At 62.2% G+C, this 25,687-nt stretch carries 26 protein-coding genes and 2 pseudogenes; 21 read left to right on the top strand and 7 right to left on the bottom strand.

Translation table 11 applies throughout. The features are described from left to right. Positions 1–57 precede the first annotated feature (57 nt). Positions 58–1,287 (bottom strand): YbfB/YjiJ family MFS transporter, encoded by a 1,230-nt coding sequence (locus LB533_RS28285; RefSeq protein WP_224678718.1) that lies wholly within the window; start codon positions 1,285–1,287, stop codon positions 58–60. Positions 1,288–1,450: 163 nt separating this feature from the next. Here LB533_RS28285 and LB533_RS28280 point away from each other — a divergent pair, with 163 nt between their 5' ends. Then, entirely contained in the window at positions 1,451–2,038 is a 588-nt protein-coding gene (locus tag LB533_RS28280) for a TetR/AcrR family transcriptional regulator (RefSeq protein WP_224678717.1), read from the top strand. Positions 2,039–2,084: 46 nt separating this feature from the next. Here LB533_RS28280 and LB533_RS28275 read toward each other — a convergent pair whose 3' ends face one another. Beyond that, complete coding sequence (locus LB533_RS28275; protein ID WP_411970913.1) at positions 2,085–2,240, bottom strand: DUF2274 domain-containing protein; 156 nt, start codon at positions 2,238–2,240, stop codon at positions 2,085–2,087. A 14-nt stretch (positions 2,241–2,254) separates the two neighbouring features. Here LB533_RS28275 and LB533_RS28270 point away from each other — a divergent pair, with 14 nt between their 5' ends. Then, complete coding sequence (locus tag LB533_RS28270) at positions 2,255–2,788, top strand: DeoR/GlpR family DNA-binding transcription regulator (RefSeq protein ID WP_411970910.1); 534 nt, start codon at positions 2,255–2,257, stop codon at positions 2,786–2,788. 219 nt (positions 2,789–3,007) lie between these two features. Here the strand turns inward: LB533_RS28270 and LB533_RS28265 are convergent, their stop codons facing one another. From LB533_RS28265 to LB533_RS28255, 3 genes are all read right to left on the bottom strand, one after another. Beyond that, the gene (locus LB533_RS28265) at positions 3,008–3,955 is read right to left on the bottom strand and encodes a choline kinase family protein (RefSeq protein WP_224678716.1); all 948 of its coding nucleotides are present in this window, start codon (positions 3,953–3,955) and stop codon (positions 3,008–3,010) included. Then, positions 3,956–5,002 (bottom strand): phosphotransferase, encoded by a 1,047-nt coding sequence (locus LB533_RS28260; RefSeq protein WP_224678715.1) that lies wholly within the window; start codon positions 5,000–5,002, stop codon positions 3,956–3,958. 153 nt (positions 5,003–5,155) lie between these two features. After that, complete coding sequence (locus LB533_RS28255) at positions 5,156–5,920, bottom strand: DeoR/GlpR family DNA-binding transcription regulator (RefSeq protein WP_140642327.1); 765 nt, start codon at positions 5,918–5,920, stop codon at positions 5,156–5,158. A gap of 331 nt (positions 5,921–6,251) precedes the next feature. Between LB533_RS28255 and LB533_RS28250 the strand changes: the two genes are divergently transcribed. From LB533_RS28250 to LB533_RS28215, 8 genes and pseudogenes are all read left to right on the top strand, one after another. Further along, a complete protein-coding gene (locus tag LB533_RS28250; protein WP_224678714.1) occupies positions 6,252–6,515 on the top strand; it encodes a hypothetical protein in 264 nt (87 codons plus the stop codon). Then, positions 6,502–8,055 (top strand): ABC transporter substrate-binding protein, encoded by a 1,554-nt coding sequence (locus LB533_RS28245; protein WP_411970909.1) that lies wholly within the window; start codon positions 6,502–6,504, stop codon positions 8,053–8,055. The genes LB533_RS28250 and LB533_RS28245 overlap by 14 nt, the downstream gene beginning before the upstream one ends. Positions 8,056–8,126: 71 nt before the next feature. Next, entirely contained in the window at positions 8,127–9,113 is a 987-nt protein-coding gene (locus tag LB533_RS28240) for an ABC transporter permease (RefSeq protein WP_140642439.1), read from the top strand. Further along, the gene (locus LB533_RS28235; protein WP_140642323.1) at positions 9,113–10,027 is read left to right on the top strand and encodes an ABC transporter permease; all 915 of its coding nucleotides are present in this window, start codon (positions 9,113–9,115) and stop codon (positions 10,025–10,027) included. The genes LB533_RS28240 and LB533_RS28235 overlap by 1 nt, the downstream gene beginning before the upstream one ends. Beyond that, the gene (locus LB533_RS28230) at positions 10,024–11,895 is read left to right on the top strand and encodes an ABC transporter ATP-binding protein (RefSeq protein ID WP_224678748.1); all 1,872 of its coding nucleotides are present in this window, start codon (positions 10,024–10,026) and stop codon (positions 11,893–11,895) included. The genes LB533_RS28235 and LB533_RS28230 overlap by 4 nt, the downstream gene beginning before the upstream one ends. Before the next feature lie 67 nt (positions 11,896–11,962). Continuing rightward, positions 11,963–13,561 (top strand): GMC family oxidoreductase, encoded by a 1,599-nt coding sequence (locus LB533_RS28225; RefSeq protein ID WP_318012513.1) that lies wholly within the window; start codon positions 11,963–11,965, stop codon positions 13,559–13,561. A gap of 16 nt (positions 13,562–13,577) precedes the next feature. Further along, a complete protein-coding gene (locus tag LB533_RS28220) occupies positions 13,578–13,961 on the top strand; it encodes an aldehyde dehydrogenase family protein (RefSeq protein ID WP_224678713.1) in 384 nt (127 codons plus the stop codon). Then, positions 13,909–14,016: pseudogene (locus tag LB533_RS28215) on the top strand (IS6 family transposase); the annotation flags it as partial. The gene LB533_RS28220 and the pseudogene LB533_RS28215, both read left to right, overlap by 53 nt. Before the next feature lie 43 nt (positions 14,017–14,059). Here LB533_RS28215 and LB533_RS28210 read toward each other — a convergent pair. Next, positions 14,060–14,317 carry a hypothetical protein gene (locus tag LB533_RS28210; RefSeq protein WP_224678712.1) on the bottom strand — a complete coding sequence of 86 codons (258 nt, stop codon included), beginning with the start codon at positions 14,315–14,317 and terminating at the stop codon, positions 14,060–14,062. Between the two features lie 113 nt (positions 14,318–14,430). On the opposite strand from LB533_RS28210, the gene LB533_RS28205 reads away from it, so the two are divergent. The 4 genes and pseudogenes from LB533_RS28205 (at position 14,431) to LB533_RS29970 (ending at position 16,312) form a co-directional block, all read left to right on the top strand. Further along, positions 14,431–14,688, top strand: a complete 258-nt coding sequence (locus LB533_RS28205) for a nucleotide-binding domain containing protein (protein ID WP_224678711.1) — start codon at positions 14,431–14,433, stop codon at positions 14,686–14,688. 55 nt (positions 14,689–14,743) lie between these two features. Then, positions 14,744–15,304, top strand: a pseudogene (gene otnC, locus LB533_RS28200) (3-oxo-tetronate 4-phosphate decarboxylase). Between the two features lie 146 nt (positions 15,305–15,450). After that, the gene (locus LB533_RS28195; RefSeq protein WP_224678710.1) at positions 15,451–15,774 is read left to right on the top strand and encodes an NAD(P)-dependent oxidoreductase; all 324 of its coding nucleotides are present in this window, start codon (positions 15,451–15,453) and stop codon (positions 15,772–15,774) included. A gap of 406 nt (positions 15,775–16,180) precedes the next feature. Further along, the gene (locus LB533_RS29970) at positions 16,181–16,312 is read left to right on the top strand and encodes a hypothetical protein (protein WP_263487743.1); all 132 of its coding nucleotides are present in this window, start codon (positions 16,181–16,183) and stop codon (positions 16,310–16,312) included. A gap of 80 nt (positions 16,313–16,392) precedes the next feature. Here the strand turns inward: LB533_RS29970 and LB533_RS28190 are convergent, their stop codons facing one another. After that, the gene (locus tag LB533_RS28190) at positions 16,393–17,292 is read right to left on the bottom strand and encodes a LysR substrate-binding domain-containing protein (RefSeq protein ID WP_224678709.1); all 900 of its coding nucleotides are present in this window, start codon (positions 17,290–17,292) and stop codon (positions 16,393–16,395) included. Positions 17,293–17,459: 167 nt separating this feature from the next. Between LB533_RS28190 and LB533_RS28185 the strand changes: the two genes are divergently transcribed. The 7 genes from LB533_RS28185 to LB533_RS28155 are packed head-to-tail and all read left to right on the top strand — an operon-like array spanning position 17,460 to position 25,683. After that, on the top strand, positions 17,460–18,860 hold the full coding sequence (locus tag LB533_RS28185) for an MmgE/PrpD family protein (protein WP_224678708.1): 1,401 nt from the start codon (positions 17,460–17,462) through the stop codon (positions 18,858–18,860). After that, positions 18,850–20,091, top strand: a complete 1,242-nt coding sequence (locus tag LB533_RS28180) for an FAD-dependent oxidoreductase (protein WP_140639609.1) — start codon at positions 18,850–18,852, stop codon at positions 20,089–20,091. The genes LB533_RS28185 and LB533_RS28180 overlap by 11 nt, the downstream gene beginning before the upstream one ends. Positions 20,092–20,093: 2 nt before the next feature. Continuing rightward, positions 20,094–20,357, top strand: a complete 264-nt coding sequence (locus LB533_RS28175) for a sarcosine oxidase subunit delta (protein ID WP_140639608.1) — start codon at positions 20,094–20,096, stop codon at positions 20,355–20,357. Continuing rightward, a complete protein-coding gene (locus tag LB533_RS28170; protein ID WP_140639607.1) occupies positions 20,354–23,200 on the top strand; it encodes a 2Fe-2S iron-sulfur cluster-binding protein in 2,847 nt (948 codons plus the stop codon). Before LB533_RS28175 ends, LB533_RS28170 begins: the two co-directional genes overlap by 4 nt. A gap of 2 nt (positions 23,201–23,202) precedes the next feature. Next, positions 23,203–23,796: a hypothetical protein gene (locus LB533_RS28165; protein ID WP_140639606.1), complete on the top strand. Its 594-nt coding sequence runs from the start codon at positions 23,203–23,205 to the stop codon at positions 23,794–23,796. Next, entirely contained in the window at positions 23,796–24,713 is a 918-nt protein-coding gene (locus tag LB533_RS28160; protein WP_224678707.1) for a dihydrodipicolinate synthase family protein, read from the top strand. Before LB533_RS28165 ends, LB533_RS28160 begins: the two co-directional genes overlap by 1 nt. A gap of 1 nt (position 24,714) precedes the next feature. After that, a complete protein-coding gene (locus tag LB533_RS28155; RefSeq protein ID WP_140639604.1) occupies positions 24,715–25,683 on the top strand; it encodes a D-2-hydroxyacid dehydrogenase in 969 nt (322 codons plus the stop codon). Positions 25,684–25,687 lie beyond the last annotated feature (4 nt).

The following is a 25,687-nucleotide window of genomic DNA, read 5'->3' as shown; positions in this document are numbered from 1 at the left end:
CTTTCGATGTGGGTGATGTGCCGGACGGCGCCGGCAGGGATGATGGAAGAGGCGCTGTCACGCGTGGTTTTTTGCGGTCGGTGGATTGTCTGACGTCGCGATGCCGGCGAGCAGGGACAGAACCAACATCACAGCCGCCACCAGAAACAGCAGACGATGGTTGCCACCGGTGGCATTGAACAGCGCGGAAAAGGCATATGCCGCCACCGCCAGGGCGGCGGCAGAGATGACGCTGGCGCGAGTCCAGGCGACGTTCTGGCGGGTCGCATTGTGGATTACCACCTCATGCACCCGCGCAAGGACCAGGGGCACAATGCCTGGAGCAAATGTTCCGACGATGATGGTTACGGCGCCGAGGAAGATGAGGTTATTGGTTAGGTAGAAGGCGAACAGGCCAGCCGCCATGACCAGGGAGACAATCCTGACTGTCGATTGGGCGCCAAGACGGTCAGCCAAGTGTCCATACAGCGGGGGCCCTGCAATGGCGCCCAGGCCATAGACTGCCCAGAACACCGCCCCGATGTATGTGCCTTTGCTCAGGCCCCGGGCAACGAAATCAACGAGAAAAACCATCGGCGGCACTGCGGCGGCGGCCATCAGCGCATATTGCAGGTACAGCAGCTTGATATCCCGGCCGAAGCGCACGGCGTGAACGGCCGGCGCGGCGTGGTGTCTCGCGGGCGGATTCAACTGGCTCGAGGGCCACGCAAACCAGCTTGCGGCCGTGAGGATCACGGAAATGATGCCAAGACCGATCCAGGTCTGTGGAAGTCCCAGTTCAAGCAGTAAGGGGATGACGGTTCCCGAACCGGCGATACCCAAACCGAGTCCGAGAAAGATCGCGCCCCCTGCCGCACCTTTTCGCGCAGCCGGCACGTGTGGCAAGATGGTCGCCGCAACCAGGACCATGACGACGCCACCGGCAATGCCCGACACGAAACGCCAGACGAAATACCACGAGAACGACAAGGGGACGGCGCACGCGAAGAAAGCGGCAGAGATCAGCACCATCATGAGGCGCAGAACGTGCTCGTTGGCGAGGCGCGTGGCGATGGGCCGGCCGATGAGCGCGCCGCACACATAGCCGGCCAAGTTGGCCGCAGCTAGATATGCCGTGCTGGAAGCGGAGAACCAGTGCGCCTGGATCAGTTCCGGAATGAGTGGCGTGAAAGCGAAGCGGGCCAGGCCGATACTGTCGAGACTCGCGCATAGCCCTGCGAATATGTACCGGCGCACGAGCAGCCGGTCGATCTTGGCCGAGGTAAGAGGAACCGCTTGAGAGGACATCAGCACACCAGAGGGAGAGGTTGGACACCGGCGAGCCATCGATCCTCGAAGGCAGCGCCCATCTTTGACACGAATGTCATTATTGACGTGGTAGTCAAACTTGACGTGAGTGTCAAGGATGGTATTTAGTGTTCTTCGGTGTTCAATTATGCGGAGCAGGAGGATGGTCGGAGTTCGCCAGTTCGACGAAGGAGAGGCGCTGGACAAGGCGCTCACCCTTTTTTGGCAAAAGGGCTATTCCCAAACGACGATGCAGGATTTGGCTGAGGCGACAGGCGTGCAGCGTGGTTCGCTCTACAATGCCTATGGAGACAAGGAGACATTGTTCCTGCGCGTGTTCGGCGTGTATCGTGACAGGTACGTCGACCGCATGCGCGAGGCTATGGACAAGCCCGGGCTACGCGAAGCGCTCGAAAGCTTCTTCGGCTTTGTCATTGAGTCCATGAGAACCGGTGCGCCCACGCGGGGTTGCCTGAGCACAAAGACCGCGGTCGGCATCGAGGAGCTGGACGAATCCATACGTTCGGAGATCAGAGACCTGCTCGACGAGATCGAAGCAGCTCTGCATGAAAGACTTTCCCGACCAGGCGCGGCAGAACAACTGACGCTGACGCCAAAAGATGCGGCGCGGCTGATCGTTGTGCATACGCGAGGGCTTGTCGTGATCGAGCGCGTTTACCGGGAAGAACAACGCATGCGGTCAATGGCCGAACTGCTCATCCAACTCTTGTTAAAGCCGAAGCTTACTTGATTGAGAGCGCAACGATGCGGAATAAGGTCGGTTCCTGCGGCGAACATCAATCTAGTCGTGGTCCAGGAGCTTTGGAGGTCGCGCGTCGTGCTTTTGCGAATCCAGGGTCTGTCGCGATGAAACGAGCGAGCATCGGACCAATGAGTTTCACAGGATCGATGATCTGATTCTGCTCATTACCAAGTACTTCGGTGTAGGCGATGAGATCGCGATGGAGTGACGGTTGCGTCGATGATCACTCCCGGTTCATCCGTGTTTCTGGATGCGGGAACGACGGTATTGCAGTTCGCGCGGCATCTGCGGCTCAATCCAATGCCCCTCACCGTCTTTACCAACGGCCTGATGGTGGCGATCGAGCTGCTGAACCTGCCGAGGGTGAACGTGACTGTCCTTGGCGGGCAGGTGCGCGACGAAAATGTGTCGCTGGTCGGGCCCTTCGCGGAATCGATGCTTGATTCGATCTGGCTCGATGTCCTGCTTCTTGGCGCGGGCGCGATCTCGGGCGACGGCCGCATCTACACCTACGATGTCAGTGAGGCCAGGGTGAACGCGCGCATGATCGGACGGGCCTCGCGCGTCGTCATCCTCGCCGATTCGAGCAAATTCGGACAAACCGCCACATTCGCGGTCGCCTCGATTCCGGCCGGAAGCATGATCGTTACGGATAGTGGCTTGTCGGGGGACTGGCGCGCGCGGCTGAGCGACATGGGCGTGGAGGTCAAGATAAGCGATGCCGAGGCATCCGCATGACCCCGAACACCAGATTCGCGCGCGACGATCTAAGGGCCAAGCATCAGGACGCGGTTGGTCGGGCGCGAGGTTGGCGCTGAGCAACATGGAATACTGGTGCGCGACTGCCTCGGCCCGAGATCAACACGGGCATGCGCCATGCCGATTGGAGCGGTCGTGATTAATGCACTGACTGCAAACCAAACCAATCGGCAATTTGAGATTCGGATCACGCCCGGATCAGAGCGAGGTCAGCGATCGGCCCCAGCGTTGGTCGTTCAGCGTCGAATGCAGTCTCATCCGCTTCCAGGCGCCGAATTTATAGAAATCGAAATCGATGTCGGAGATAGCCATCTGGATCATGGCCCAGAGCGACCATTTGAAATCGCCTAGCATCCGATACACGAACATGCGCGCCTGAATGGCCGGCTCCACGCGGCCGAAATAGGCTTCGACGGCTTCGTTGTGCATACAATCATCGAAGAACATTTCCGAGCACCACGTAGCCAAATCGTAGCAACGGTCGTTGTTCGAGGCGTATTCGAAATCGACGATCACGATACGGCCATCGCTGGTTGACAGGAAGTTGGCGGGGGCGGGATCGTTGTAGCAAGGCACGAGATCGATCCCCGCGGCTTCGATCGCAGCACGCGCTGCCCGATACTGTGCGTGGATCGAAGGAAAGCCGAGGGGCAGTTCCCCTGCCAGTTCGGCCAGTTGCTCGAGATGTTCCTCTATCATGTCGAAGACGGTCTTTGTGAGGCCGAGAAGGGGGGAGTCGTTGAATGAGCGGTAAAGCGCGATTGTGCTCTCCCTGACGCCGGCGATGTGAAAATCCTTGGTGACGCATGTGCGGGAATTCTCGACGAAATCGTAGATTTCTATGCCTTCGTCTTTCAAATAGTCGAAGCACCGGGGCCCGATGCCGAGCAGGTAGGCTCGCTGGCCCGCTTCCAAGGACGCGGCGCGATTGATGAAGCGCTCCGTGCCCGGGCCAGGCAACTTGACGAAAAAGGAGCTTTGTTCGCCGGCCACGCTGACACGCCAGTTGGAGTTGCTGAAGCCGCCGAACATCGGCCGGTACCGAATGGCCCTGCCTTGCCAGGTGGTAACCTTGGATAATGCTGCCTCGAGTTGGCGTTCGGCGAGGGTGTTGCCTTCACCCAGGCCCTTTTCAACGGCGGACATTCAAAGCCACCCGGCGCGGGGGTCGAGATCGACGCCGGCCAATGTGGCGCGGCACCGGATCAGGCGCCAACATGCATAGCGGAAAAATTCGACGTCCTTCCTTGTGGAGACGGCGTCCATGACCAGTCCCCACATGGTCCACGCCAGGTCATCGGCAATCGCATAGAGCTTGGCGCGGCGAAGGCTTTCACGCCTCACGCGGCCCTCGAACATTTCCAGAGCAGGCAGCATCTCTTCTTCTGGCCCGAAGGCTTCGTTCATCAGGACACCAAATTCGAAATAGGGGTCGACGTTGCGCGCCTCGTCGAAATCCACGAGTTGGATTTTGCCGTGAGTGTCGATGAGGATGTTGGAGGCGAGGCCATCGGCATGAGCCGGTACGGTGTCCACACCGGCAGCCTCGATCATGCGCTCGATACGGAACACATCGTCCTGCAAGGCGGTCAGTTCACTCGGCGCACCGCTCGTGTTGCGTCCGATTTCCGCTTGAAGGATTCTGATCCTGTCGAAGACGGACCAGCTACGCGTCAGGCGAGGGCCGGAATGGATTCTGCGCTTGACGCCAAGCACGGCATCCATGACGTCTGCCTTGCGCAAGTCGTTGACGCGTGCTGTCCTCCATCCGCCCAGAAATTCCATCAGCGCGATGCCGCGCACGGCGTCCGATACCAGGATGTCGGGCGCGCAGCCGAGTATCGCCGCCTTTCGCTGGGCGTCGAAAGAAGCAGCCGTATCGATATAGCGACGCTGATCGGGATGAATGACTTTCAGCAACAGGGAAGGGCGATGGCCTTCCATCGATAGTTCGAGCCTCGTGCTGTCGATGCCGCGATGCGTAGGCACCAGAAGACCCGGCGTGCCCGCCTCCGCCGCGACGTTTACCCGGGCAGCAGTCCATGTCTGACGGTCCAAGTGCGATGTCGCCGCGCGAGCGACAAGGCCATCCCAGTCCTTCGCTACAATCGCGTGAAGTGCGTTCGTCGCGGCAGGGCCGGTGACTTCCGTCAAGTCATTGCGGGGCGTCGAGCCCTTTTCCGCCAGAGCCATTTCCGTCAAGCTAGGATTGTCTCGCGCACTGTTCGAACAAGCCACTGCAAGTCTGGCCAACGGCGCTGACAGGGCCAGTTCGATGCTATCGCTCTGGTGCCTTGTGTAAAGGAAAGATTTGGGGGCAGGCAGTTTTTGAAATGCGCGCCGCTACTAGACCCTGATGAGGTCGACGCCCAGTTCGCCGAAACGTTGCACGAACTCCTCGCCCACGCCCTTGGTCGTAATGACGTGATGCGCATCGCCAAGGCCGAAGGCACGCACGGAGCCGAAGCGTCCGAACTTCGATGCGTCGGCCACCATGATAGTGGTGGAAGCCTGCAGTCTCGCGGCATCGTGCAGTGCGACCTCGTCCTCGCCGAAGCCCATGAAACCATGGTCGTAGTGAACGGCGCTGGCGCCCATCAGCGCCACATCGAAACGATGGCCATTGAGCGCGGTGATGGTCGCGTGGCCGAAGGTTGCTTGGTACTCCGGCACCATCGGGCCGCCGAGCACGCGAACGCTGGTGCCCCAGCCGTGCGAAAAGAAGTGCGCCGCGACGGCGATGGAATTTGTGAAGATGGTCAGGTCTTGGTGCTTGTGCAGCTGCTTCACGCAAGCGAGCGTCGTGGTGCCGGAACTGACGAATATCTTCATCCCGTCGCGAACGAGGCTGGCTGCCTTCTCCGCGATCCGGTTTTTTTCCGGCGCGTTGACCTTGTTGCGTTCGACGAAGGGCTTGTCGGCCTCGTTGGGTGTGATGACCGCACCGCCATAGACCCTTCGGGCGAAGCCATTGATTTCAAGGATGCGTAGGTCCCGCCTGATCGATTCAGGGCTGACCTCGAGACGCTCCGCTAAGGCATTGACGCTCGCGCGTTCGTTGGCTCGCAGGATCTCAAGAATCTTTTCCTGCCGGAATTCTGAAAATCTCATGGACTCATTCTACCGCCGGCCAGTGCGGGCAGCCCATCTGCGTTCCCCGACATGCGCGGTTCCAACCAATGGCTTCCATGACTAAGTCAAGCCTCCCATTTCGGGCATGATAAGTTCAGGCAAATGAGCCGTCAATTCGGGAAAAATGCATAAAACATTCAAATCGTTCAGAATGACATGCGTGACGAGAAAGCGGGAGAGAAATTAAGCGTTGAGATTCAACTAGTTATGTAAAAAATGGCTGACCGAAGATAGCTTCGGCATGTTCCATTTTTCAAATTTTGGCACCGCATAGCGGTTTGTCTTGACTCTGAAGGGTGTGGATATAATGATGTTTTTGACCGATTTGTTTATTCTTGGATTTGGCGAGCGGATCGGTTCCGAACGAGACCTTCAGGTGCGCTTCCGGGCACCGCAAGTGGAATCGCCGGGCGTGGCTGTGATGACGTGCATTTCCTGCGCATCCAGAGACGGATGGAGTGTTCCGGACCGGTGGCGGAGTGGGACCGTGATCGGCCTGGCAATTGATAACGAAGTCGCGCGTTCCAGGAAGGCGCGCATGCAAGCAAAGGGGAACATCAATGGTTACGCGTAGAGATCTTATTGTAGGGGCTGGCGCGATTGGCGTGACCGGCATGGTAGGCGGCCTGCCGCTGCCTGTGCGCGCTGATGGCAAGAAAAGTGTCGTGCTTGCCTCGATGGGGCCGGTTACTGGCAATTGGGACCCAACCTCTCACACCACGCTCGGGCAGGGCAATTTCGAGAAGTTCGTGTTCAATGCGCTGACCCGGGCTCCGATGCGCGACGGCGAGGCCGACGTTCTGGAGCCGGCGCTAGCCGAAAGCTGGTCCCTGATCGACACGAACACGATCGAGTTCAAGCTGCGCGATGGCGTGAAGTTCCATGACGGCAAGGAATTCGGCGCCGAGGATGTGAAGGCCACCTATGAATATTCTTCCGACCCCAAGCGTCCGGCGGCATCTTTCTGTCCGGGCAAGGTCGATGTCGAAGTCATCGACCGCCTCACGGTTCGACTGCACACCGAGAAATACGACTATCCGGCTTCTGCCTGGTGGTTCATCTCAAGCGTGATCCCGATCCTCTCGGTCAAGGATGTGGCGGACCCCAAGATCCTGGAAAAGCGCCCGAACGGCACCAACGCGTTCAAATATGTTGCCACCAACGGTGACCAGAACGTGCTGGCGGCCAATGACGATTATTTCGGCGGTCGTCCGAAAGTCGATGAAGTGATCTACGCCTACGTGCCCGACGCCAATACACGTGTCCTGGGGCTGCTCAACGGCCAGTATCATATTGCCGAGCGCCTCGAGCCAGAGCAGTATGCCTCGCTTCAGGGCAACCCGAAGGTCGTTACCCGCAAGGGCCTGACGACAGAGAACAAGTATCTGCACTTCCGTTGCAACAAGCCGCCGTTCGATGACCCCCGCATCCGGCTTGCGGCGTGCCATTCGATCGACCGCAAGCAGATCCTCGAACTGATGGGGGAGGCGGCCCTCCCCACGAGTTCCTACGTATCGCCGATGAAGTTCGGCTTCAAGGATATCGAGGGCTATCCCGACTACAATCCGGAGGAGGCGCAGCGCCTGCTCGCGGAAGCCGGCTTCCCGAAAGGCGAAGGCCTGCCGCAGCTCGAATACATCACGTCGATCGGCTTCTATCCGAAGACGAAGGAATACGGCGAGCTGATCACCGCGATGCTCCAGGAGCAGGGCTTTAATGTCCAGCTTACCGTGCTTGAGCCGGCCGCGTGGGAAGTCGCCATTTATCGGCGGGCGGACGGGCAGGGTCAGGGCCACATGTGCGACGTGGGTTGGATGACGCCTTCGCCAGAGCCGGACCTTGTGTTGCGGCCGAACTGGCATTCGAGTGCCGCGCTCATCAGCGGCATCAACGATCCCGAGATCGATGCGGCGCTCGACAAGGAGCGCAACGCACCCAATCCGGAAGAGCGCCTGAAGATCCTTACCAAGGAAACCTTCCCGACGATGGCGAAGAAGGTTCCAAGCTTCTCGTTGTTCTCCGCGCTCACCTTCCATGGTGCATCCAAGAGCCTTGAGGGCGCCGTCTATCTCCCCTACGGGCCGATCGACTTGTCCAAAGCCGATCTGGTCTGACGCAAGGAACAGGCGGCGCCGGATCCATACTTGCCGACGCCGCCATCCTCCCGCACGAGACGGACTCCATGCTGTTTGCCATAGATTTTCTCATCCGCCGCCTGGCCCAGGGCGCCATCATCGTTGTTGCCATCGCGCTGCTGATCTTCACGTTGCTGCGTGTCGTGCCCGGCGATCCCGTGCGGCTCATGCTGGGGCCGATGGTGTCGCCCTCGGTCGCGGAGCAAACCGCCAAGGATCTTGGATTGCGCGACCCGATAATCGTTCAGTTCGGGCGCTATATGGGACACGTGCTGCAAGGCGATTTCGGACGCTCCTTCGTGCGAAGCGCTCAAGGTGGCAGCACCGGCGGTTCTCGCGGTGAATCGACTTTCGATGCGAGCAACCGAGCCTCTGTGATCGAGCTTATCGTCACAACCTTGCCCTATAGCCTCTTGCTGGCCGGCCTCGCTTTTCTGATCTCGCTGGCTGTCGCCTTGCCGCTCGGCGTCTGGGCGGGGCTCAATGCCGGGCGATGGCCGGATCGCTTCGCGCTCTATTTGAGCTCGGTGCTGGTTTCATTGCCCAATGTCTGGCTTGGACTGGTGTTCATTTTCCTGCTGTCAGCCAAAACCGGATGGCTTCCCGCGATCGGCTACCAGAACTGGACCTATGCCATACTGCCGGCGCTGGTGCTCGCGGTTGAACTCATTCCGGTGATTGTGCGCTCCCTGTCGGTCTCGGTGTCGTCGAACCTGCTCGATCCCTATGTTTCCGTAGGTCAGATACGCGGCCTGACGCGTGCGCGGATGATCGCGGCGCACGTGCTGCGCAACTCATCCATTCCGTTGCTCAACCTTCTCGGGATTCAGGCGGTGGGTCTGATCCTCGGCGGTCTCTTCGTCATTGAGTATCTCTTCAATTATCCAGGCATCGGTCTGCTGATGATCAACGCGGTGTTCCAGCGCGACTTTCCCATCATCCAGGCGATCGCAATCTTCTCCTGCGTCGCGCTCGTGCTTGTGAACATATTGGTCGATTTCGCCTCGACCACGATAGACAGAAGGCTGCAGTACTGATGTCAGAGCAAGCCATCGTCGAAACCGCTGCCAGCCAGCCGGCGAAGTCACGCAGCTTGGGCGCCAGCATTTTCCTGAATGCCGCAAGGACGGCGGAATTCAGGGTGGGTGCGGTGATATTCCTTGGCCTCATACTGCTGTCGGTCGTCGCGCCCACATTGCTTGGGCTTTCCGCGACAAAGTTCAGCGTGGGGCTGAAATTCTCACCGCCCTTCCCGGAGCAGGGCTGGGTATGGCCGCACATATTCGGCACGGATCAGCTCGGCCGCGATCTTCTTGCACGTTCGCTGATAGGGCTGCGGAACGCATTGATGATCGGCATAGCCAGCGTCATTGGCATGTTCGTCATAGGTTCGGCGATCGGGATGCTGGCGGGTTATGCCGGCGGCTGGACCAATCTCATCCTGATGCGCATCACCGACGCCCAGATGTCCATCCCGGTCATCATTCTGGCAATCACGATCCTCGGCGTGACGCGGCCGACGCCGATGTCGGTGATTCTGGTGTTCATCCTCGCGGGCTGGCCGGGCTACGCCCGCATAGCGCGCAGCGCCACCATGTCGGAAAGGCGCAAGGAATATGTGCGCGCCGCCAAGATACTGGGCGCGTCGGACCTTCGCATTTTGCTTGTGCACATCGCGCCCAACACTTTGCCGCCCATAGCCTTCGTGGCCGTGCTCGACGTTGCACGCATGATGATATTCGAGGCGATCCTGGGGTTTATAGGCATCGGCATCCAGCCGCCAACGCCGACCTTCGGCACCATCATCGCCGACGGCACGAAATATCTCATGAATGCCTGGTGGATCACCACCATCCCCGGCTTGCTGCTGGCCGCGTCGCTGTGCGGCATCAACTTGATGGGTGGCGCTCTCGAACGCTCCCGCAACAAATTCCTGCAGGGGGTTCTATGAGCGCGGAAAGTGCCAAAATCCTTGAGGTCTCGGACCTCTCGATCGATCTCGCCACGCCTGACGGTGGTCGGCGCGCGATCCTGCGCAACGTCGATCTTTCGGTCTCGAAGAACAAAGTCCTGGGCATCATCGGCGAAAGCGGCTCCGGCAAGACGGTCCTGTCGCGCGCACTGGTGAACTGGATAAGCCCACCGCTTCTGCCGACGGGTGGAAGTATCGCCTACCGTGGGCGCAATCTGTTCGGTCTTCCGCCCGCCGAGATGCAGAAGCTGCGCGGCCGCAAGGTAGCCTATATCGGCTCCGATCCAGGCAGCGCGCTCGATCCCACGATTCCGGTCGGCCAGCAGATCATCGAGAAGCTTCGCGCCGTGGAGCCTGATATCTCAACCGCCGACGCGAGGGCTCGCGTGCTGCGGGTGCTGGATGCGGTGCGCATTCCCTCGCCGGCGCTGCGCTTCCATGAATTTCCGTTCCAGTTCAGCGGTGGCATGATGCAGCGTGTGCTGATCGTCGACGCGCTCGTGACAAATCCGGACCTGCTGGTGGCGGATAACATCACGCAGCCGCTCGACGTGACGGTGGCGGCCCAGATCCTGCGCCTCCTGCGCGATCTGCAGCGCGACTTCTCGACAGCGATCATCTTCGTCTCCTCGGCGCTCGGGGTGCTGAACGAGATTGCGGACAACATTCTTGTGCTGGCCGATGGCCGGGTCGTCGAATGTCAGGACACGCGCGGCCTCATCGAGAAACCGGAACACAGCTACACTCGCAATCTCATCGAGAGCCTGCCTCGCATATGGGATGCCCAACCGACTGCAGCCGCGCCGGAAGAAGCTGTGGACGATAAGCGCGAAGTCATCCTCTCAGTGCGTGACGTCTATCGCTCCTACGCCACGAAGGATCGCCAGAGGCTGTTCGCGCATCGCGTCGTGCAGGCCGTGCGCGGCGTCTCGTTCGATGTCTACAAGGGTGACAATCTCGGTATCGTGGGCGAATCCGGCTGCGGGAAATCGACGTTGTCGCGGTTGCTCAGCCGCCTCGAGGCTCCGAACAAGGGCCAGATACTGTTCAAGGGACAAGACATCGCTCGTCTGGGCGGCCGCAAGCTGATGGACTTGCGCCACCGGTTCCAACTGCTGCTTCAGGACCCCTACAACGCGATCCCGCCACACCTGGCCATCGGTCGCACAATCGCGGAGCCGCTGCGTATCCATGGCGGGTTGGCCGCGAAGGAGATCAGAGAACGCGTGGCGGCCACGATGAACGAGGTCGGCCTGCGGTCCGATCTTACGGACAGACTGCCGGTGGGCCTCAGCGCCGGTCAGCGCCAACGTGTCAACATTGCCCGCGCCATGGTGCTGGAGCCGGAACTGCTCATTCTCGACGAGACCCTGTCCGCGCTCGATCAGGTCGAGCAGGGCAAGTTGCTGGACCTGTTCGAGGGGCTGCAGAACCGGCACGGCATCACCTATGTCTATATTTCCCACGACCTGAGCATGGTTCGCCGCGTCTGCAACCGCGTAGCCGTCATGTATCTCGGGCGCATAGCGGAACTTGCCGGCAACAGGGCCACGTTTTTCGATCCCGCGCACCCCTATACGCGGGCATTGCTCAGCGCGGTCCCAGCCATCGAGCACAAGCCGTACGATACCGGGACCTACCTGCTGGAAGGCGAACCGCCCGATCCGATCGACATCCCCCCGGGCTGCAGTTTCCGCACACGCTGCCCCTTCGCCTTCGCACGTTGCGTGAGCGAGGACCCCATGCTGATGAAGCGCAGCGGCGACGACTATGCTGCCTGCCATCTTGTCACCGCCGGAGCCGCCGCCCCGGTGAGGATGCCCGCCGTGGAGGTGAGGGCGTCGTGAGGATAGCTAGATTTCCAACCGCGTCCGGCAGCGCGATGCGGCTTGCCGCGCCCGCCTCAAACTTCTGATGAGCACGTCCACGATGGAATTCGATTACATTGTCGTAGGGTCGGGCAGCGCCGGCTCACCGCTCGCGGCGCGCCTCGTCGAAAAGGGCGCGAGTGTCCTTCTCCTCGAGGCGGGCAAAAGCGAAAAGCTGCATCTGACGCGCGTGCCGGCCGCGCTGATGCACACGATCGGCAACGTCCGCTACGACTGGAATTACGTGACCGAGCCGGATCCCAGTCGCAATGGTCTGCAGGAATCGTGGCCGCGGGGGCGCGTGCCGGGCGGATCGTCCGCCATCAACGGCATGATCTTCATTCGTGGCGCCGCGGCCGACTACGACGCCTGGGAGGCGATGGGCAACAAGGGTTGGGGATGGAATTCGGTGCTTCCCTATTTCCGCAGGATGGAGACCGCCGATAACGACAAGGACAATGCCTATCGCGGCGGCATGGGACCGCTCCGAGTGTCGGCCTTACGCTGGAAGCACCCGATATCGACCAAGTTCATCGACAGCTTCGTCAATGCGGGCGTGCCCCTGAATCCCGACCTCAACGGCAGCTCCCACGAGGGTGTCGCCTGGAATCAGGGCTCCACCAGAGGCGGCGTTCGTCAGTCGGCATTCGACGCGTTCATCCTGCCTCGCCTCGGTGACGCCAAGCTCACTTTCATGGACGATGCGTTGGTCGAGCGCATCGTGCTGGAAGGCAAGCGGGCTACCGGCGTCGACATCCTGCGCGGCAACCAGAAGGTACGAGCCAAGGCACGGCGCGGCGTGGTCTTGTCGGCCGGATCCATCAACTCGCCGCAGATACTGATGCTCTCGGGCATCGGCGATCCGGACAAACTAGCCCGCCATGGGATTGGCGTGCGGGTCGCAAGTCCCGAGGTCGGCCGCAACCTGATGGAACATCCGGGCCTCTATGTCCGTGCGGAGATGAACGTCAAGACGGGGAATGCCTATGCATCGCCGATCGGACGGGCAAAAGCGTTCGCTGAATGGATCCTTTTGCGCAACGGTGTTTTGAGCGTGCCCACCGCCCAGGTGCTCGCCTTCCTGAAATCCACGCCCGATAGGGAGATGCCGGACCTCCAGTTCCATCTCTTCCCCTTCGGATACTTCAACGACAACGGCCGTTTGCACGTGCCGACGCGCAACCTTGTTACCATCCTGGCCAACGTCAACTATCCCAAGAGCACCGGCCACCTCGAGCTTCGTTCCAGCGACCCGCGACAGCCGGTGGCGATCTATCCGCGCCTGCTCGACCATCCAGACGATATTGCCTGCGTGCTGCGCGGCCTGGATTGGATACGCAAGCTGGCCTCGACGCCCCCGTTCGGCAGCCATGTGCGCGAGCTCATCGACGTGCCGGCTGAAGGCGCGGGGCCTGCCGCGGACGAAGCCTATGCGCGCAAGGCCGCGGTGCCGTTCCTGCATCCGGTGGGCACTTGCCGGATGGGACCGGACGAAAGCGCGGTCGTCAGCCCGGAGCTTCGCGTACATGGCACCGAAGGGCTCTGGGTCGCGGATGCGTCGATCTTCCCGCGTCATATCGCCGGCAACACGAACGCGACGGCGATCATGATTGGCGAGCGTGCGGCCGACCTCATCCATCCGTAGCGGAGAACTGGTTATCATGATGCGGAATTTCACGCAGAACTTCGTCGGCGGCAGGCGCGTGGATCCCCTGGGTGCCGATTTCATCGAGGTCCGCTCGCCCTACGACGGAAGCCAGGTCGGAGCGGTGCCGCCGGCAGCGCAGGCCGACGTGGATCTCGCGGTCGCAACGGCGCGTGAGGCATTCGATGAGGGCGCTTGGCCGCGCATGCCGGTGGTCGACCGTATTGCTGTCATCCGCAGGTTCGCGGAACGGATGTGTTGCAACGTTTTGATTACCGGCGCTATGGAGACCCTTCGACATCTTCGGAGGAACAAATGTTCAAGGCCGCCAGTTCGACCGATCGGTGATCCTGTGCGTGTGCTGGTATCTTGCTTACAATCTGAGCCGGCGGGATCTTGAAGAGATGATGGCCGAGCGGCGCATTGCCGTCGACCACACGACCATTCACCGCTGGACTGGAGGCCGTACTCTCGGAAATTCGCGCAGCGGCAAGAGAGCTATTCGGAGAGTGCCTGGAAATTTCCTCCGAACGGCTGATTGAGCTGATCGAGAATCGCATTGCTGCCCGGGTCGAAGCGCTCGCGGCCTGGGATGAGATCGAGCTTGCCCGCAAGAAAGCCGAGCGGGCGGTTGATGAGAGAGACCAAATACGCCTGGAACTGAGCGGGGCTCTGGCCAGCGTCGGCGTCGGTTCCGATCCCGCCGACAGCCTTGAGACGGTCATGGCCGTGGCAGAGTTGTTCCTTGACAGGCAATTCAAGGTGGACGCCGAGCGTACCGAGACGCTCAAGACCGTTGTTGGCACACGGCAAGAGGATCTGGCCGCTAGGCGGCGAGCCGTCGACGTGGCAGAGCGACGTGAGGACGAATGGCTGGCCGGCGTTGCCGTGGCGCTCAAGGGCACGTGGCTCGAGAGCGGCATATCGGTGGCCGGCGTCGGTCCGGCGCGGTTGCCTCGGCGTTTGGAGCGGCGGCCCTCGAGGTCGGGACGGAGATCGACACCGGAGTGCCGGTACTCATTTTCGACGGAAAGCCGAGGCTGGCCTTTGCGCTGAAGTCGGGCAATTTCGGCGCCGACGATTTTTTCGAACGTGCACTCGATACTCTGAAAGGTAGGGCCTCATGACCCTGGAAGAACAGCAGCTCCGCGACGAGTTTTGCCGCTGGGCGAGTCCCTGTTCATGCGCGGCTATACTGCCGGCTCGTCCGGCAATCTGTCGGCAAGGCTTCCAGATGGGTTCCTGGTCACGCCAACCAATTCCTGTCTGGGTTATCTCGAACCTGGCAGGCTGTCGAAGCTGGATACCCAAGGCGTGGCGGTGTCCGGTGATGCCCCGACCAAGGAGATACCCCTGCACATGTCATTCTACGAAGCGCGGCCGCAGGCGGCGGGTATCGTGCATCTTCACTCGACCTACGCCACGGCATTGTCCTGCCTTGAAGACATAGACCCCGACGACACCGTCCCGCCGATTACGCCTTACATGGTGATGCGCGTCGGCCGCGTGCCGCTTTAACCCTACACACAACCCGGCTCGGTGGATGTCAGGCCGCTGGTGCTGGCCAAGGCGCGCGACTATGCGGCAGTGCTGCTGGCCAATCACGGTCCGGCGGTTTCGGGCCGCAGTTTTCGTGACGCCGTCTTCGCCGCCGAGGAACTGGAGGAGGCGGCTAAACTGGTGTTCCTGACAAAAGGGCTGACGGTGCGGCGGCTGGATGCAAGGCTGGGTCGCCGAGCTTGAGGCGCGGCAAAAGTGATCGGGACGCTTGCCAAGCAAGGAACCGGCTGAGCCGAGCGGACCGTTCGCCCACCGGATCCATCGTGGATGAGGCAACGGCTGCCCTGGCGGGCGAGTAGCGTCATCAGCGGCGTTTGTGCGGCAGCGTCGTGGATGAGACTGCCCTGGTTGCAGCACTCGAGTCGAACAGGCTGGGCGCCTCGGCACTCGATGTGTTCGCCGACGAGCCCAACTTACCGGCGAAATTGCTGAGGCTGGAAAACGTCGTGCTCACCCCTCATATCGGCAGCTTCACCCAAGAGACACGCTTGGCCATGGGACGACTGGTGATCCAGAATGCTGACGCATATCTCGCAGGACGCGCGCTCCTTACGGTTTTTTGCGTTTTAAAGGCGGTGATATCTCGGTGGCGCCGGCCCCCCGCGTTCAGCAGCGGACTGGCAGCGCCGGCCTTCGCGAGGACGCTCATCTAGCGCTGTCACCATGCCAGATCCGCCTCACTCAGCAGTTTTTGTGAGAGCTCCGGTGGCGAAGGCGGGCTTAAGAATCGAACTTGCCCCTCTCTCCGTAGTCCCCAGCATAGCCATCCGGTATCTGGCTCGGCTGATAGCGACATAGAGCATATTGTGAGCTGAGAATGTCATGTATGCCTTACTTTCAGAGCGTTGGCTCAGAAGCAGATCCGGTGAGCTTCATGCGCGGTCTGTTCGCTGGCAAGGTCATTTCACCGCGCTGGTTCCAGGAAATGTTCGGCTCGCGCGCGACCGTCTCTTTCCCCGGCACGCGCATGCGCGAGACCGGCGCCGGCCTGTTCCAGAGCAGCTATGGTGACGCGCTTTCTACGGCCACCAGAGCAGTATCCCGGGCTATGTCTGCGTCATGCAGCACGATTCGGACAGCGGCCTGACGATCGCCATGACAAGCAATGTCGGATCGGGCAACCGCCTGTCCTTCCAGGCCAGCGGCCTGCACGAGGTCGTCGAGCACGCGATCCGGAGCATATTGAACTGAAGCGGGAGACCTGCACGGAAATCCGCAACCTCAGTCGGCGTCTGGCAGCGCCGGCAGGGTGCGGCCTGTCCGGATCTTGACTAACCCACCGGCTCCCGCATATGCAGGGCGGCCTGTTCCAGGGTCCAGTTTCTGACGATCTTGACGACGTTGCCTTTGGAGAGCTGGCTTTCCGAAAGGTAGTATGTCCACGGGCTGGCGGCGCGCACCGGGAAGGGCTCGATCAAGAGACCGCGAGCTATGTAGGTTCTGGCGAGCGAATATTGCGTGGCGACGCAGCCCGCGCCCATCGCCGCGAGTTCCAGCGCGATGTTGGAGGCATTCGTGGTGATGCCTTTCTCATAGTCGGAAATGTCGATCTGCAGCGCGTCGCCCATGCACTGCCAGTATTCCTGGCGTCCATGAACGAAGATCCAGTCGACGCCGAGTATGTCGCTCGGCGCCTTCAGCGCCTTGGGGCCGGACAGCAGGCTTGGCGCGCAAAGGATGGCAAGCTGGTCGCTCCACAGTTGCACGGCGCCCGGCGGCAAGTCGTCGAAGCGGCGGGTCGAGATGGTGATGTCGGCGATCTGCTCGCTGAGGTCCTCCCAGATCGTGCCGTGCAGAACGACCTCGATCTCGGGATGGACCTGGCGGAACGCGCCCATACATCCGGCCAGCCAGTTTTCGGCAAGGCTCATCGGGCAGGAGATGACGACAGTCCGGTTGCGTGACGAGGCGACGATCGCCTCCGTGGCGTGGTCGATCTGGTCGAGCGCCTGGCGCAGGGTGGGCAGGAAGGCTTCGCCCATCTCCGTCAGTTTCAGGCTGCGCGGATAGCGCACGAAGAGCTGGCGGCCGAGATAATGTTCCAGCCCCCGGACATGGTTGCTGACGGCTGCCTGTGTGTAGCCAAGCTCGCTGGCGGCGAGGGTGAAGCTCAGGTGTCGCGCCGAGCATTCGAACGAGCGGATGTAGTTCAATGGCGGAGGTGGCTTCATGGCATCGCTCCTGATCGAGCCGAAAACTAGACTGTCGCGAACGGGTTTCGCAATCGCTTGCCCTCGTTTTTTTTGTATCATGGCGCCAAACTAATCACGTGATCGGCCTGCGAGACCAAATTATTCGTAGTTATCTGGAAGCGCGCGGTTGGCGAGAGGTGGGCATCATGGACCTGCGGTTGGAACGGGGCGAGCCTGCTTGCACCGTGTTCGGGCGTGTCGCGGAGTTCGTGCTGCGCTCCCCGGAGAATTTCTTTCCAGCCGATGTCCTGAAGGCGGCCTCACTCCAGTTCCTCGATACGATGGGCATCGCCATAGCTGCCGGGCCGATGCAGGCCGGCCGCATTGCGCGGGATGCCGCCGTTTTGCTCTACGGTTGCGGAACGGACCGGCACGCCGCAAGGATGATCTTCGACGGCAGGCGGGTCAGCATCGCGGGTGCCGCTTTCGCCGCCGCGACCCAGACCGACAATCTCGACGGCCATGATGGCTATCCGCCGACCAAGGGCCATATCGGGGTTGCGGTCATCCCGGCACTGCTTGCGCTGGCAGAGGAGAAGCCAGATTTGAGCGGGATCGAAGCGCTCGCCGCGATCGTGGTCGGCTACGAAGTCGCGGGCCGCGCCGGCATCGCGTTGCACGCGACCGTTTCGGATTATCACACCTCGGGCGCCTGGAACTCCCTTGGCGTCGCTGCTGTCGCGGCCCGCCTGCTGCGGCTGAACGACACCCAGTTGCGCGACGCCTTCGGCATTGCCGAATATCATGGGCCGCGCAGCCAGATGATGCGTGAGATCGCGACGCCGACCATGCTGCACGACGGCTCCGGCATGGGCGCACAGGTCGGCCTGTCGGCCGCGGTACTCGCGCAAGCCGGGTTCGCCGGCGCTCCGGCCATCACTGTCGAGGCGCCGGAAGTGGCCCGATATTGGGCCGATCTCGGCGATTTCTGGCAGATGCCGCTACAATACGTCAAACCCTATCCCATCTGCCGCTGGGCTCACGCCGCGATCGACGCGACCCGGGCGCTATGCCTGCAGCATGGCCTGCGGCCGCAGGATATAGGCAGGATCAACGTCAACAGCTTCCACTACGCGGCGACGCTGTTCGACGGCATGCCCGACACAACTTCCAAGGCGCAATACAGCTTGGCCTTCGCCGTGGCCACGATGATCCTGTACGGTCGGATAGCGGTGGAGCATATTTCGGGCCAGGGGCTGTGCGACGGCGCGGTTGGGGAGATGCTGGGGCGCGTCGAGGTCAGCGAATCGGCGAGGCACAGCGCTCGTTTCCCGGAAGGGCGCTGGGCTGACGTGCAGATCGAGACGACAGACGGACGCTTGCTGGATTCCGGTGACGTCCACGCACGCGGCGGTCCTGAAGCGCCCATCAGCGAGGCTGATATCGTCGCCAAATACATGGAGTTCTCGGCGCCGGTTCTGGGCGAAGCCAGGGCGGCCGCGATCCGCGATGCTATACTCGGCCTGACCGGCACGGAAAGCCGGTTCTCGGACCTGTCGGCGCTCATCTACGAACCTCCAGGCGGTCTGGGTGGCCATGCCGCTTAGGCTCCTCAAATACGGGTTCAGCCGCGATTATCCGGTGACTGGCGACATTCCCCGGACGCCCGAGCTCAAGCCGTCCTATGACGTGGTGATCGTCGGCGGCGGCGGGCATGGCCTGGCGTGCGCGCACTATTTGTCGAAATATCATGGCATCACCGACATCGCGGTGCTCGAGAAGGGCTATCTGGCTGGCGGAAACACGGCGCGCAACACCACGACGATCCGCTCCAACTACATCACCCAGGAAGGCATCGCCTTCTACAAGGAAGGCGTTTCGCTGTTCGAGACGATGTCGCAGGAGCTCGACTTCAACGTCATGTTCTCGCAGCGCGGCCAGCTCACGCTTGCCCATACGGAGGCCACGCTGCGCGCCTTCGATCTGCGCGCCGAGATGGGCAAGCACATGGGCACCCGCACCGAAGTCATCGACGCAAAGGAAGTCGAAAAGCTGGTGCCGCAACTGAATATGGATCGCGGCAACGCGCTCGAGATTCTTGGCGGCCTGTGGCACGCCGACGGCGGAACAGCGCGCCACGACGCGGTCGCCTGGGGCTACGCGGCGCAGGCCTCGCGCCGCGGTGTGGAGATTCACCAGCGCACCGAGGTCCAGGGCTTTGAGGTCGAGAGTGGCAATGTCCGGGCGGTGATGACAAACCGCGGGCGCGTCGCATGCGGCGCGGTGCTCATCGCCGCTGGCGGCATGAACTACGATGTCGCGATGATGGCTGGGGTGGAGCTGCCGATCCGCTGCTATCCTTTGCAGGCGATGGTGACGCAACCGCTGAAGCCGTGGCTGCACACGCTGGTCTCGTCGGTTTCGCTGCACACCTATCTTGTGCAGTCCTCGCGCGGCGAGGTCGTCATCGGCGGTGGTTCGGATCCGTACCAGCTCTATTCGACTCGCTCGACGCTGGGCATGAAGGAACATCTGGCCGAGGGCGCTGTGCATCTTTTCCCCTTCCTGCAAGGGGTTCGGCTATTGCGGCAGTGGGCGGGCATCACCGACATGACGCCGGATTACAGCCCGATCATGGGCGCCAGCCCGCTTGCCAATCTCTGGCTCGACTGCGGATGGGGCACCTGGGGCTTCAAGGCAACGGCCGTGGCCGGAAAACGCATGGCCGAGACCATCGCCAAGGGCCGGGCGCCAGACCTGCTCAAGCCCTTCGCGCTGGAGCGCTTCGAGACCTTCCGGCTGCTCAATGAAATGGGCGCAACGGCGGCGAGCCATTGACCATGAAGCAGCTTGATTGCCCCATGAACGGCCTGCGCAACATCGACGAATTCCGGTCTTTCGGTCCGGTGCGCCAGACGCTCGATGCCGATGCGACCGCCGACGCCGACTGGGCGAAACATCTGTTTCGCGCGGACAATCGCAAGGGCGTCGTGACCGAGTGGTGGCAGCACGTGCCGAGCAATTTCTTTTTCCTGGCGGAGCGCGACGTCGTCACCAACGAGATCATCCGCACCTACGCGCCGGGCGAGGGCAATCAGGCATGACCCGGCTTGCGGCACCCTATGGCTCGCGCATCGATCGCACGCAGCCGATGCGCTTTACCTTCGAGGGCAAGTCCTATGAGGGCTTTGCCGGCGATTGCATTGCAAGCGCGCTCGCCGCTTCGGACCAGTGGGTGCTTTCCCGCTCATTTAAGTACCATCGACCGCGCGGCATCATGACCATGGCCGGCGCGGAAGCGAACACTTTGGTGCAGCTTCCGTCGGAGGCGAATGTCCCCGCCGACCTGACGCCGATTTGGGAAGGCATGACGGTGACGGCGCAGAACGTCAACGGCTCGCTGCGAAATGACCGCGACGCCATCATAGATCGGCTTGGGCGGTTCATGCCGGTTGGCTTCTACTATCGCACCTTCATGGGGCCGAGGCAGGATAGCTGGCTTCGCTTCTGGGAGCCGATGATCCGGCGCAAGGCCGGGCTCGGGATCGTCGATACTCGCGCCCCGCATTTAAGCTTCGACAAGATCGATCTTCACTGCGACCTGCTGGTCGTTGGGGCCGGACCGGCAGGCCTGGCGGCGGCGATCGCCGCCGCGCAAATCGGCGCCGACGTCGTCCTGTGCGACGAGAACCCGGAAATCGGCGGTTCACTGATCTATCGCCGCTGCGATCCGGGCGTGCTCGCCAGCCTGAGGGCTGCCGCGGCGGGATTGGCCAATCTGCGCGTCATGACCGCCACCGTCTGCAACGGCTGGTACGAGGACAACTGGCTGCCGCTGATCCAAGACAACCGGCTCTACCGCACCAGGGCTCACGAGGTGATCCTGGCAACAGGTGCCATCGAGCAGCCGGCGGTGTTCCGCAACAACGACCTGCCGGGGATCATGACCGTCGGCGCCGTGCAGAGGCTGATGCGGCACTATGCGGTGAAACCCGGCCGCCGCGCCGTCGTGCTGGCAGGCAATGACGACGGCTATGATGCCGCGTTCGACTTGATCGAGGCAGGCGTCGAACTCGCGGCCGTCGTCGATCCGAGACAGGGAGCGGGCAGCAGCGCTGGCGAGCTTCGGGCCAGGGGCGCGGAAATCATCACGGGCGCCCAGATCGATGAAGCGGCCGGAACCCGCGGCAACAAGCATGTCAGACGGGTCCGCGTCGGAAGCCGCTGGATGGACTGCGACCTCGTCGTGATGGCCGCCGGCTCGGCGCCGGCGTGGCAGGTGCCCTGTCATGCGGGCGCCAAGGTCGGCTACGACGAAGCGACCGCGCGCATGACGCTGACGCTGCCGGACGGCGCCGTCCACCTGGCTGGCGCCGTTGCCGGCAGGACGGGACTATCCTCGGCGATGGCGGATGGCCGCCGCGCCGCGCATGAGGCGCTTTGTCGGCTCGGGCACGCTGGTCTGGCCGAGCCCTCAAGTGAATTCGAACCCGAAGCCGTGGCCTGGGCACAGAAGCTGACGGGCCATGACAAGGGCCGCGACTTCGTCGATTTCGACGAGGATCTGCAGGTGAAGGATTTGCAGAACGCGATAAAGGAAGGCTATCGCGAGCTCGAGCTTGTGAAGCGCTTTTCGACCGTCGGCATGGGGCCGAGCCAAGGCAGGCATTCGGCCCTTGCCACGGCGCGCATCGTTGCCGACGCCACGGATCGCAGGGTCGGCGAAGTCGGTGTGACCACGGCGAGGCCGCCGACCGGACCGGAAAAGCTCGGCGTCCTTGCCGGCCACCATGAGCCGCTGGAGCGGCGCACCGCGCTGCATCTCCGCCATCTTGCACTAGACGCCCGCATGAAGCCGATCGGCAATTGGTGGCGGCCGTACTACTACGGGCCGGAAAGCCGGAGCGAACGCCTGATCCGCGACGAGATAGAGGCCGTCCGCAACGGCGTCGGCATGCTCGATGTCTCGACGCTGGGCAAGCTGGAGATCCGCGGTCCGGATGCCGGCGCCTTCCTCGATCGCATGTACACCATGGCCCATGCAAACCAGCCGGTCGGCCGCGTCCGCTATTGCCTGATGCTGAACGAGATGGGCACCGTAATCGACGATGGCGTCGCCTATCGCTTCGCGGATGACCAGTTCTACGTGACGGCGACGACCGGCGCGGTCGGCCGGGTACAGGCCGACATGCTGTTTTGGAACGCGCAATGGCGGCTGAAGGTCGATGTGCTCAACGTCACCGCCGGCTTTTCCGGCATCAATGTCACCGGCCCCAAGGCGCGGGAAGTCCTGCAGGCGCTCGACGGTGACATCGATTTCGCGCGCGACGCCTTTTCCTATCTGCATGGCCGTCAGGGTCGCCTGGCCGGCGTTCCGGTGCGCGTTATGCGCATCGGCTTCACCGGAGAAGTCAGCTTCGAGCTGCATTGCCCCTCGAGCTACGCCATCGCCCTTTGGGACGCGCTGGTCGCGGCGGGCGAACCCTATGGTTTGCGCCCATACGGGCTGGAAGCTTCTCGCATCATGCGGCTGGAGAAGGCACATATCCTGATCGGCCAGGACACGGATGCACTGACCACGCCCGACGAACTCGGTTTCGGCTGGGCGGTTTCGAAGAAGAAGCCGTTCTTCATCGGCAAGCGATCGATCGAGATGCGTGCCAATCTCGGAGAATCGCGCCGGCTGGTCGGTCTTTCCTTTGAAGGCTTGCGCAACATACCGGGCGAATCCTGCCTCGTGCTGCGTGGCGGCGAGCCGGTGGGGCAGGTCACCTCGGTCGGCTTCTCTCCGACGCTCGGCCATCACATCGCGCTTGCCTATGTCCACATAGACGATGCGGCGCCCGGCAGCAGGGTTGCGGTCAAGTGCCGCGACGGTGAACTGGTCGAGGCGCCGGTCGTTGGACACGCCTTCTTCGATCCGCAGAACGTTCGGCAGGAGTTGTAGCCATGGCCGTTCCCGGATCGCGCACATCTCCCTTGTCGCCAGACGGCTCGGCGGCAGAGTGCAGCTTGCCAAAGGGACGGCTGACGTTGACGGACCTGACGGCGCAGCCGCGCTTCGGCATCAAGGGGCCTGGAAGCGCCAGATGGCTGGGAGCACATGGCCTGTCCCTGCCGCCGATCAATCGCGTTGCCACGCCAGACGGCATCAGGCTGCTGCGCCTGGGAACTGAGGATTTTCTGGCGGTTGACGATAGAGCCGGCAACGCCGTCGCAAAACTCACCGACGCGTGGCAGGCTGCCGATGGCGCACGTGGTTACTGGTCCTGGCGAGAGGAAAGCTGGAGCTGGATAAGGCTCTCTGGCCCGCTGACGGAACCCGTGATGGCGCGGCTATGCGCGCTGGATTTGCGGACCGGCCGGTTCGCTGACGACGCGATCGCGCAGACGCGGGTCGCGCATATCGAGGCTGTGCTGGTGCGGGGTGAGGGAGGCTTTGACGTCTTCTTCGACATCGCATCGACGGTTTATTTCATCAGGACAGTTGCCATGGCGGCAAAGCTTGCCGCCGGCGATACGATGACCGGGGGGAGCCATTGATGAACAGCGTCCAAGGCGTAATTGCACCGATCCTGACGCCCTTCGAAAAGGACGGCAGAGTTGCCCGCGATCTGTGGGTAAGCCATGCGAAATGGGTGCTTTCCCAAGGCGCACATTACCTGTCGCCTTTTGGGACGACCGGTGAGGCGTTGTCATTGTCGTTGCCTGAGCGCATGGAGGCGCTGGAATGGCTAGTCGAGGCCGGCATTTCGGCGGACCAGATGATGCCCGGCACGGGCGTTACCGCGCTGCCTGAGACAGTCGAACTTAGCAGGCATGCGCTGGAACTCGGCTGCGCCGGCGTCATGGTGCTGCCCTCGTTCTTCTACACGGCGGCCGGCGACAATGGACAGGCGCGCTACTATTCGGAACTAGCCGACAGGGTCGCCGACCCGAAGCTCAGGCTGATCCTCTACCATATCCCGCAGAACTCGGGCGTGCCGGTCTCGCCGGCGCTAGCGGCGCGGCTCAATGAAGCCTTTCCCGACACGGTCGTCGCGTACAAGGACAGCGGCGGAAGCTGGGACAATACCGCCGCCGTCATCGCGGCGGCGCCGAACCTCTCGGTGTTCCCGAGTTCCGAAGGTCAGCTCACCCAGGGACTAGCCGCCGGCGCGGCGGGCTGCATCTCTGCTTCCGTCAATCTCAACGCGAAGGCGATCCGTGCGCTCTACGACAATGCGCGCGCAGGGCGCGACATCGCGTCCGCCAATGTCTCCATAAAGGCGTTTCGCAAGGCGGTGCAGGATGCCGGGCTGATCCCCGGCATGAAGGCTGCCCTTGCCGTCCGCTCCGGCGATCACCGCTGGCTCAATTTGAGGGCGCCGCACGAGAACGCCACCGTGCTGGCGGGCAAGGCCCTGCTCGACGCGCTGGGGCCTCTTGCCGATCACATTCCCGGCCCGAGGCGAGGCTGAGATGTCCGCGCGGCCGACCGTAATCGTCAGTGCCGACTCGCTGGAAGGGCCGATGGCCGTCCTTGCCGAAACCCATCCCGACATCACGGTGCATGGCTGCGACAATTACCAGGCGCTTCCGGCCTTGATTTCGGAAACCGGCGCCGAAGTGGTCTTCAGCATCAGGTTTGGCCAGCGCTCACTCTATCCGCGCAAGGCGGTGGTTGAGAATCCGACCGTGCGCTGGGTTTCGGTGGGCGGTTCCGGCACCGATCACCTGCGCCCCTGGGATCCCGCAAAGGTGATGGTGACCAATTCGGCCGGCGTGGCCGCCGACATGATGGCGGAATACGTCTTTGGCGCGATGCTGTCGTTTTCGCTTGGCCTGCGTGGCTTCGCACGCAACCAGGCGGCCGGCAACTGGACCGCGGCCAAGGTCGAGCCGATCCTGGGCAGGACTTTGCTTATCCTCGGCCTCGGCAAGACGGGGCAGGCGGTCGCCGCCCGTGCCAAGGCATTCGGCATGACGACGCTGGGTGTACGCGCGAACCCGAAACCGACCGACCATATCGATGAAGTGCACGCCATAGCGGATCTGCCCAGACTTTGGGGCCGTGCCGATTTCATCCTGTGTGCCGTGCCCCTGCTCGACAGCACCCGCGGCCTTGTCGGCAAGGAAGCCTTCGCGGCGATGAAACCTTCGGTCGTGCTGATCGACGTGTCCCGTGGCTTCGTCGTCGACGAGGCGGCGCTTCTCGCGGTGCTCGATGCCGGACGGATCAAGGGCGCGGCGCTCGACGTCTTTGCGACAGAGCCGCTGCCGCAATCGCACCCGCTATGGGGCTACGACAACGTGATCGTCACGCCGCATTGCTCTTCGGTCTATGACGGCTGGGATGTGAAGTCGGTGCGCATGTTCGCCGACAATCTGGCCCGCTACCGGCGTGGCGAGCCGCTGAACAATGTCGTCGATCCCAAACGCGGTTACTAGGAGG

Origin of the sequence: Mesorhizobium sp. BR1-1-13, assembly GCF_020165515.1 — a bacterium.
Classification (GTDB): domain Bacteria; phylum Pseudomonadota; class Alphaproteobacteria; order Rhizobiales; family Rhizobiaceae; genus Mesorhizobium.
Note: the sequence above shows the minus strand (reverse complement) of the source record. Positions and strands in the feature narration are given on the sequence as shown.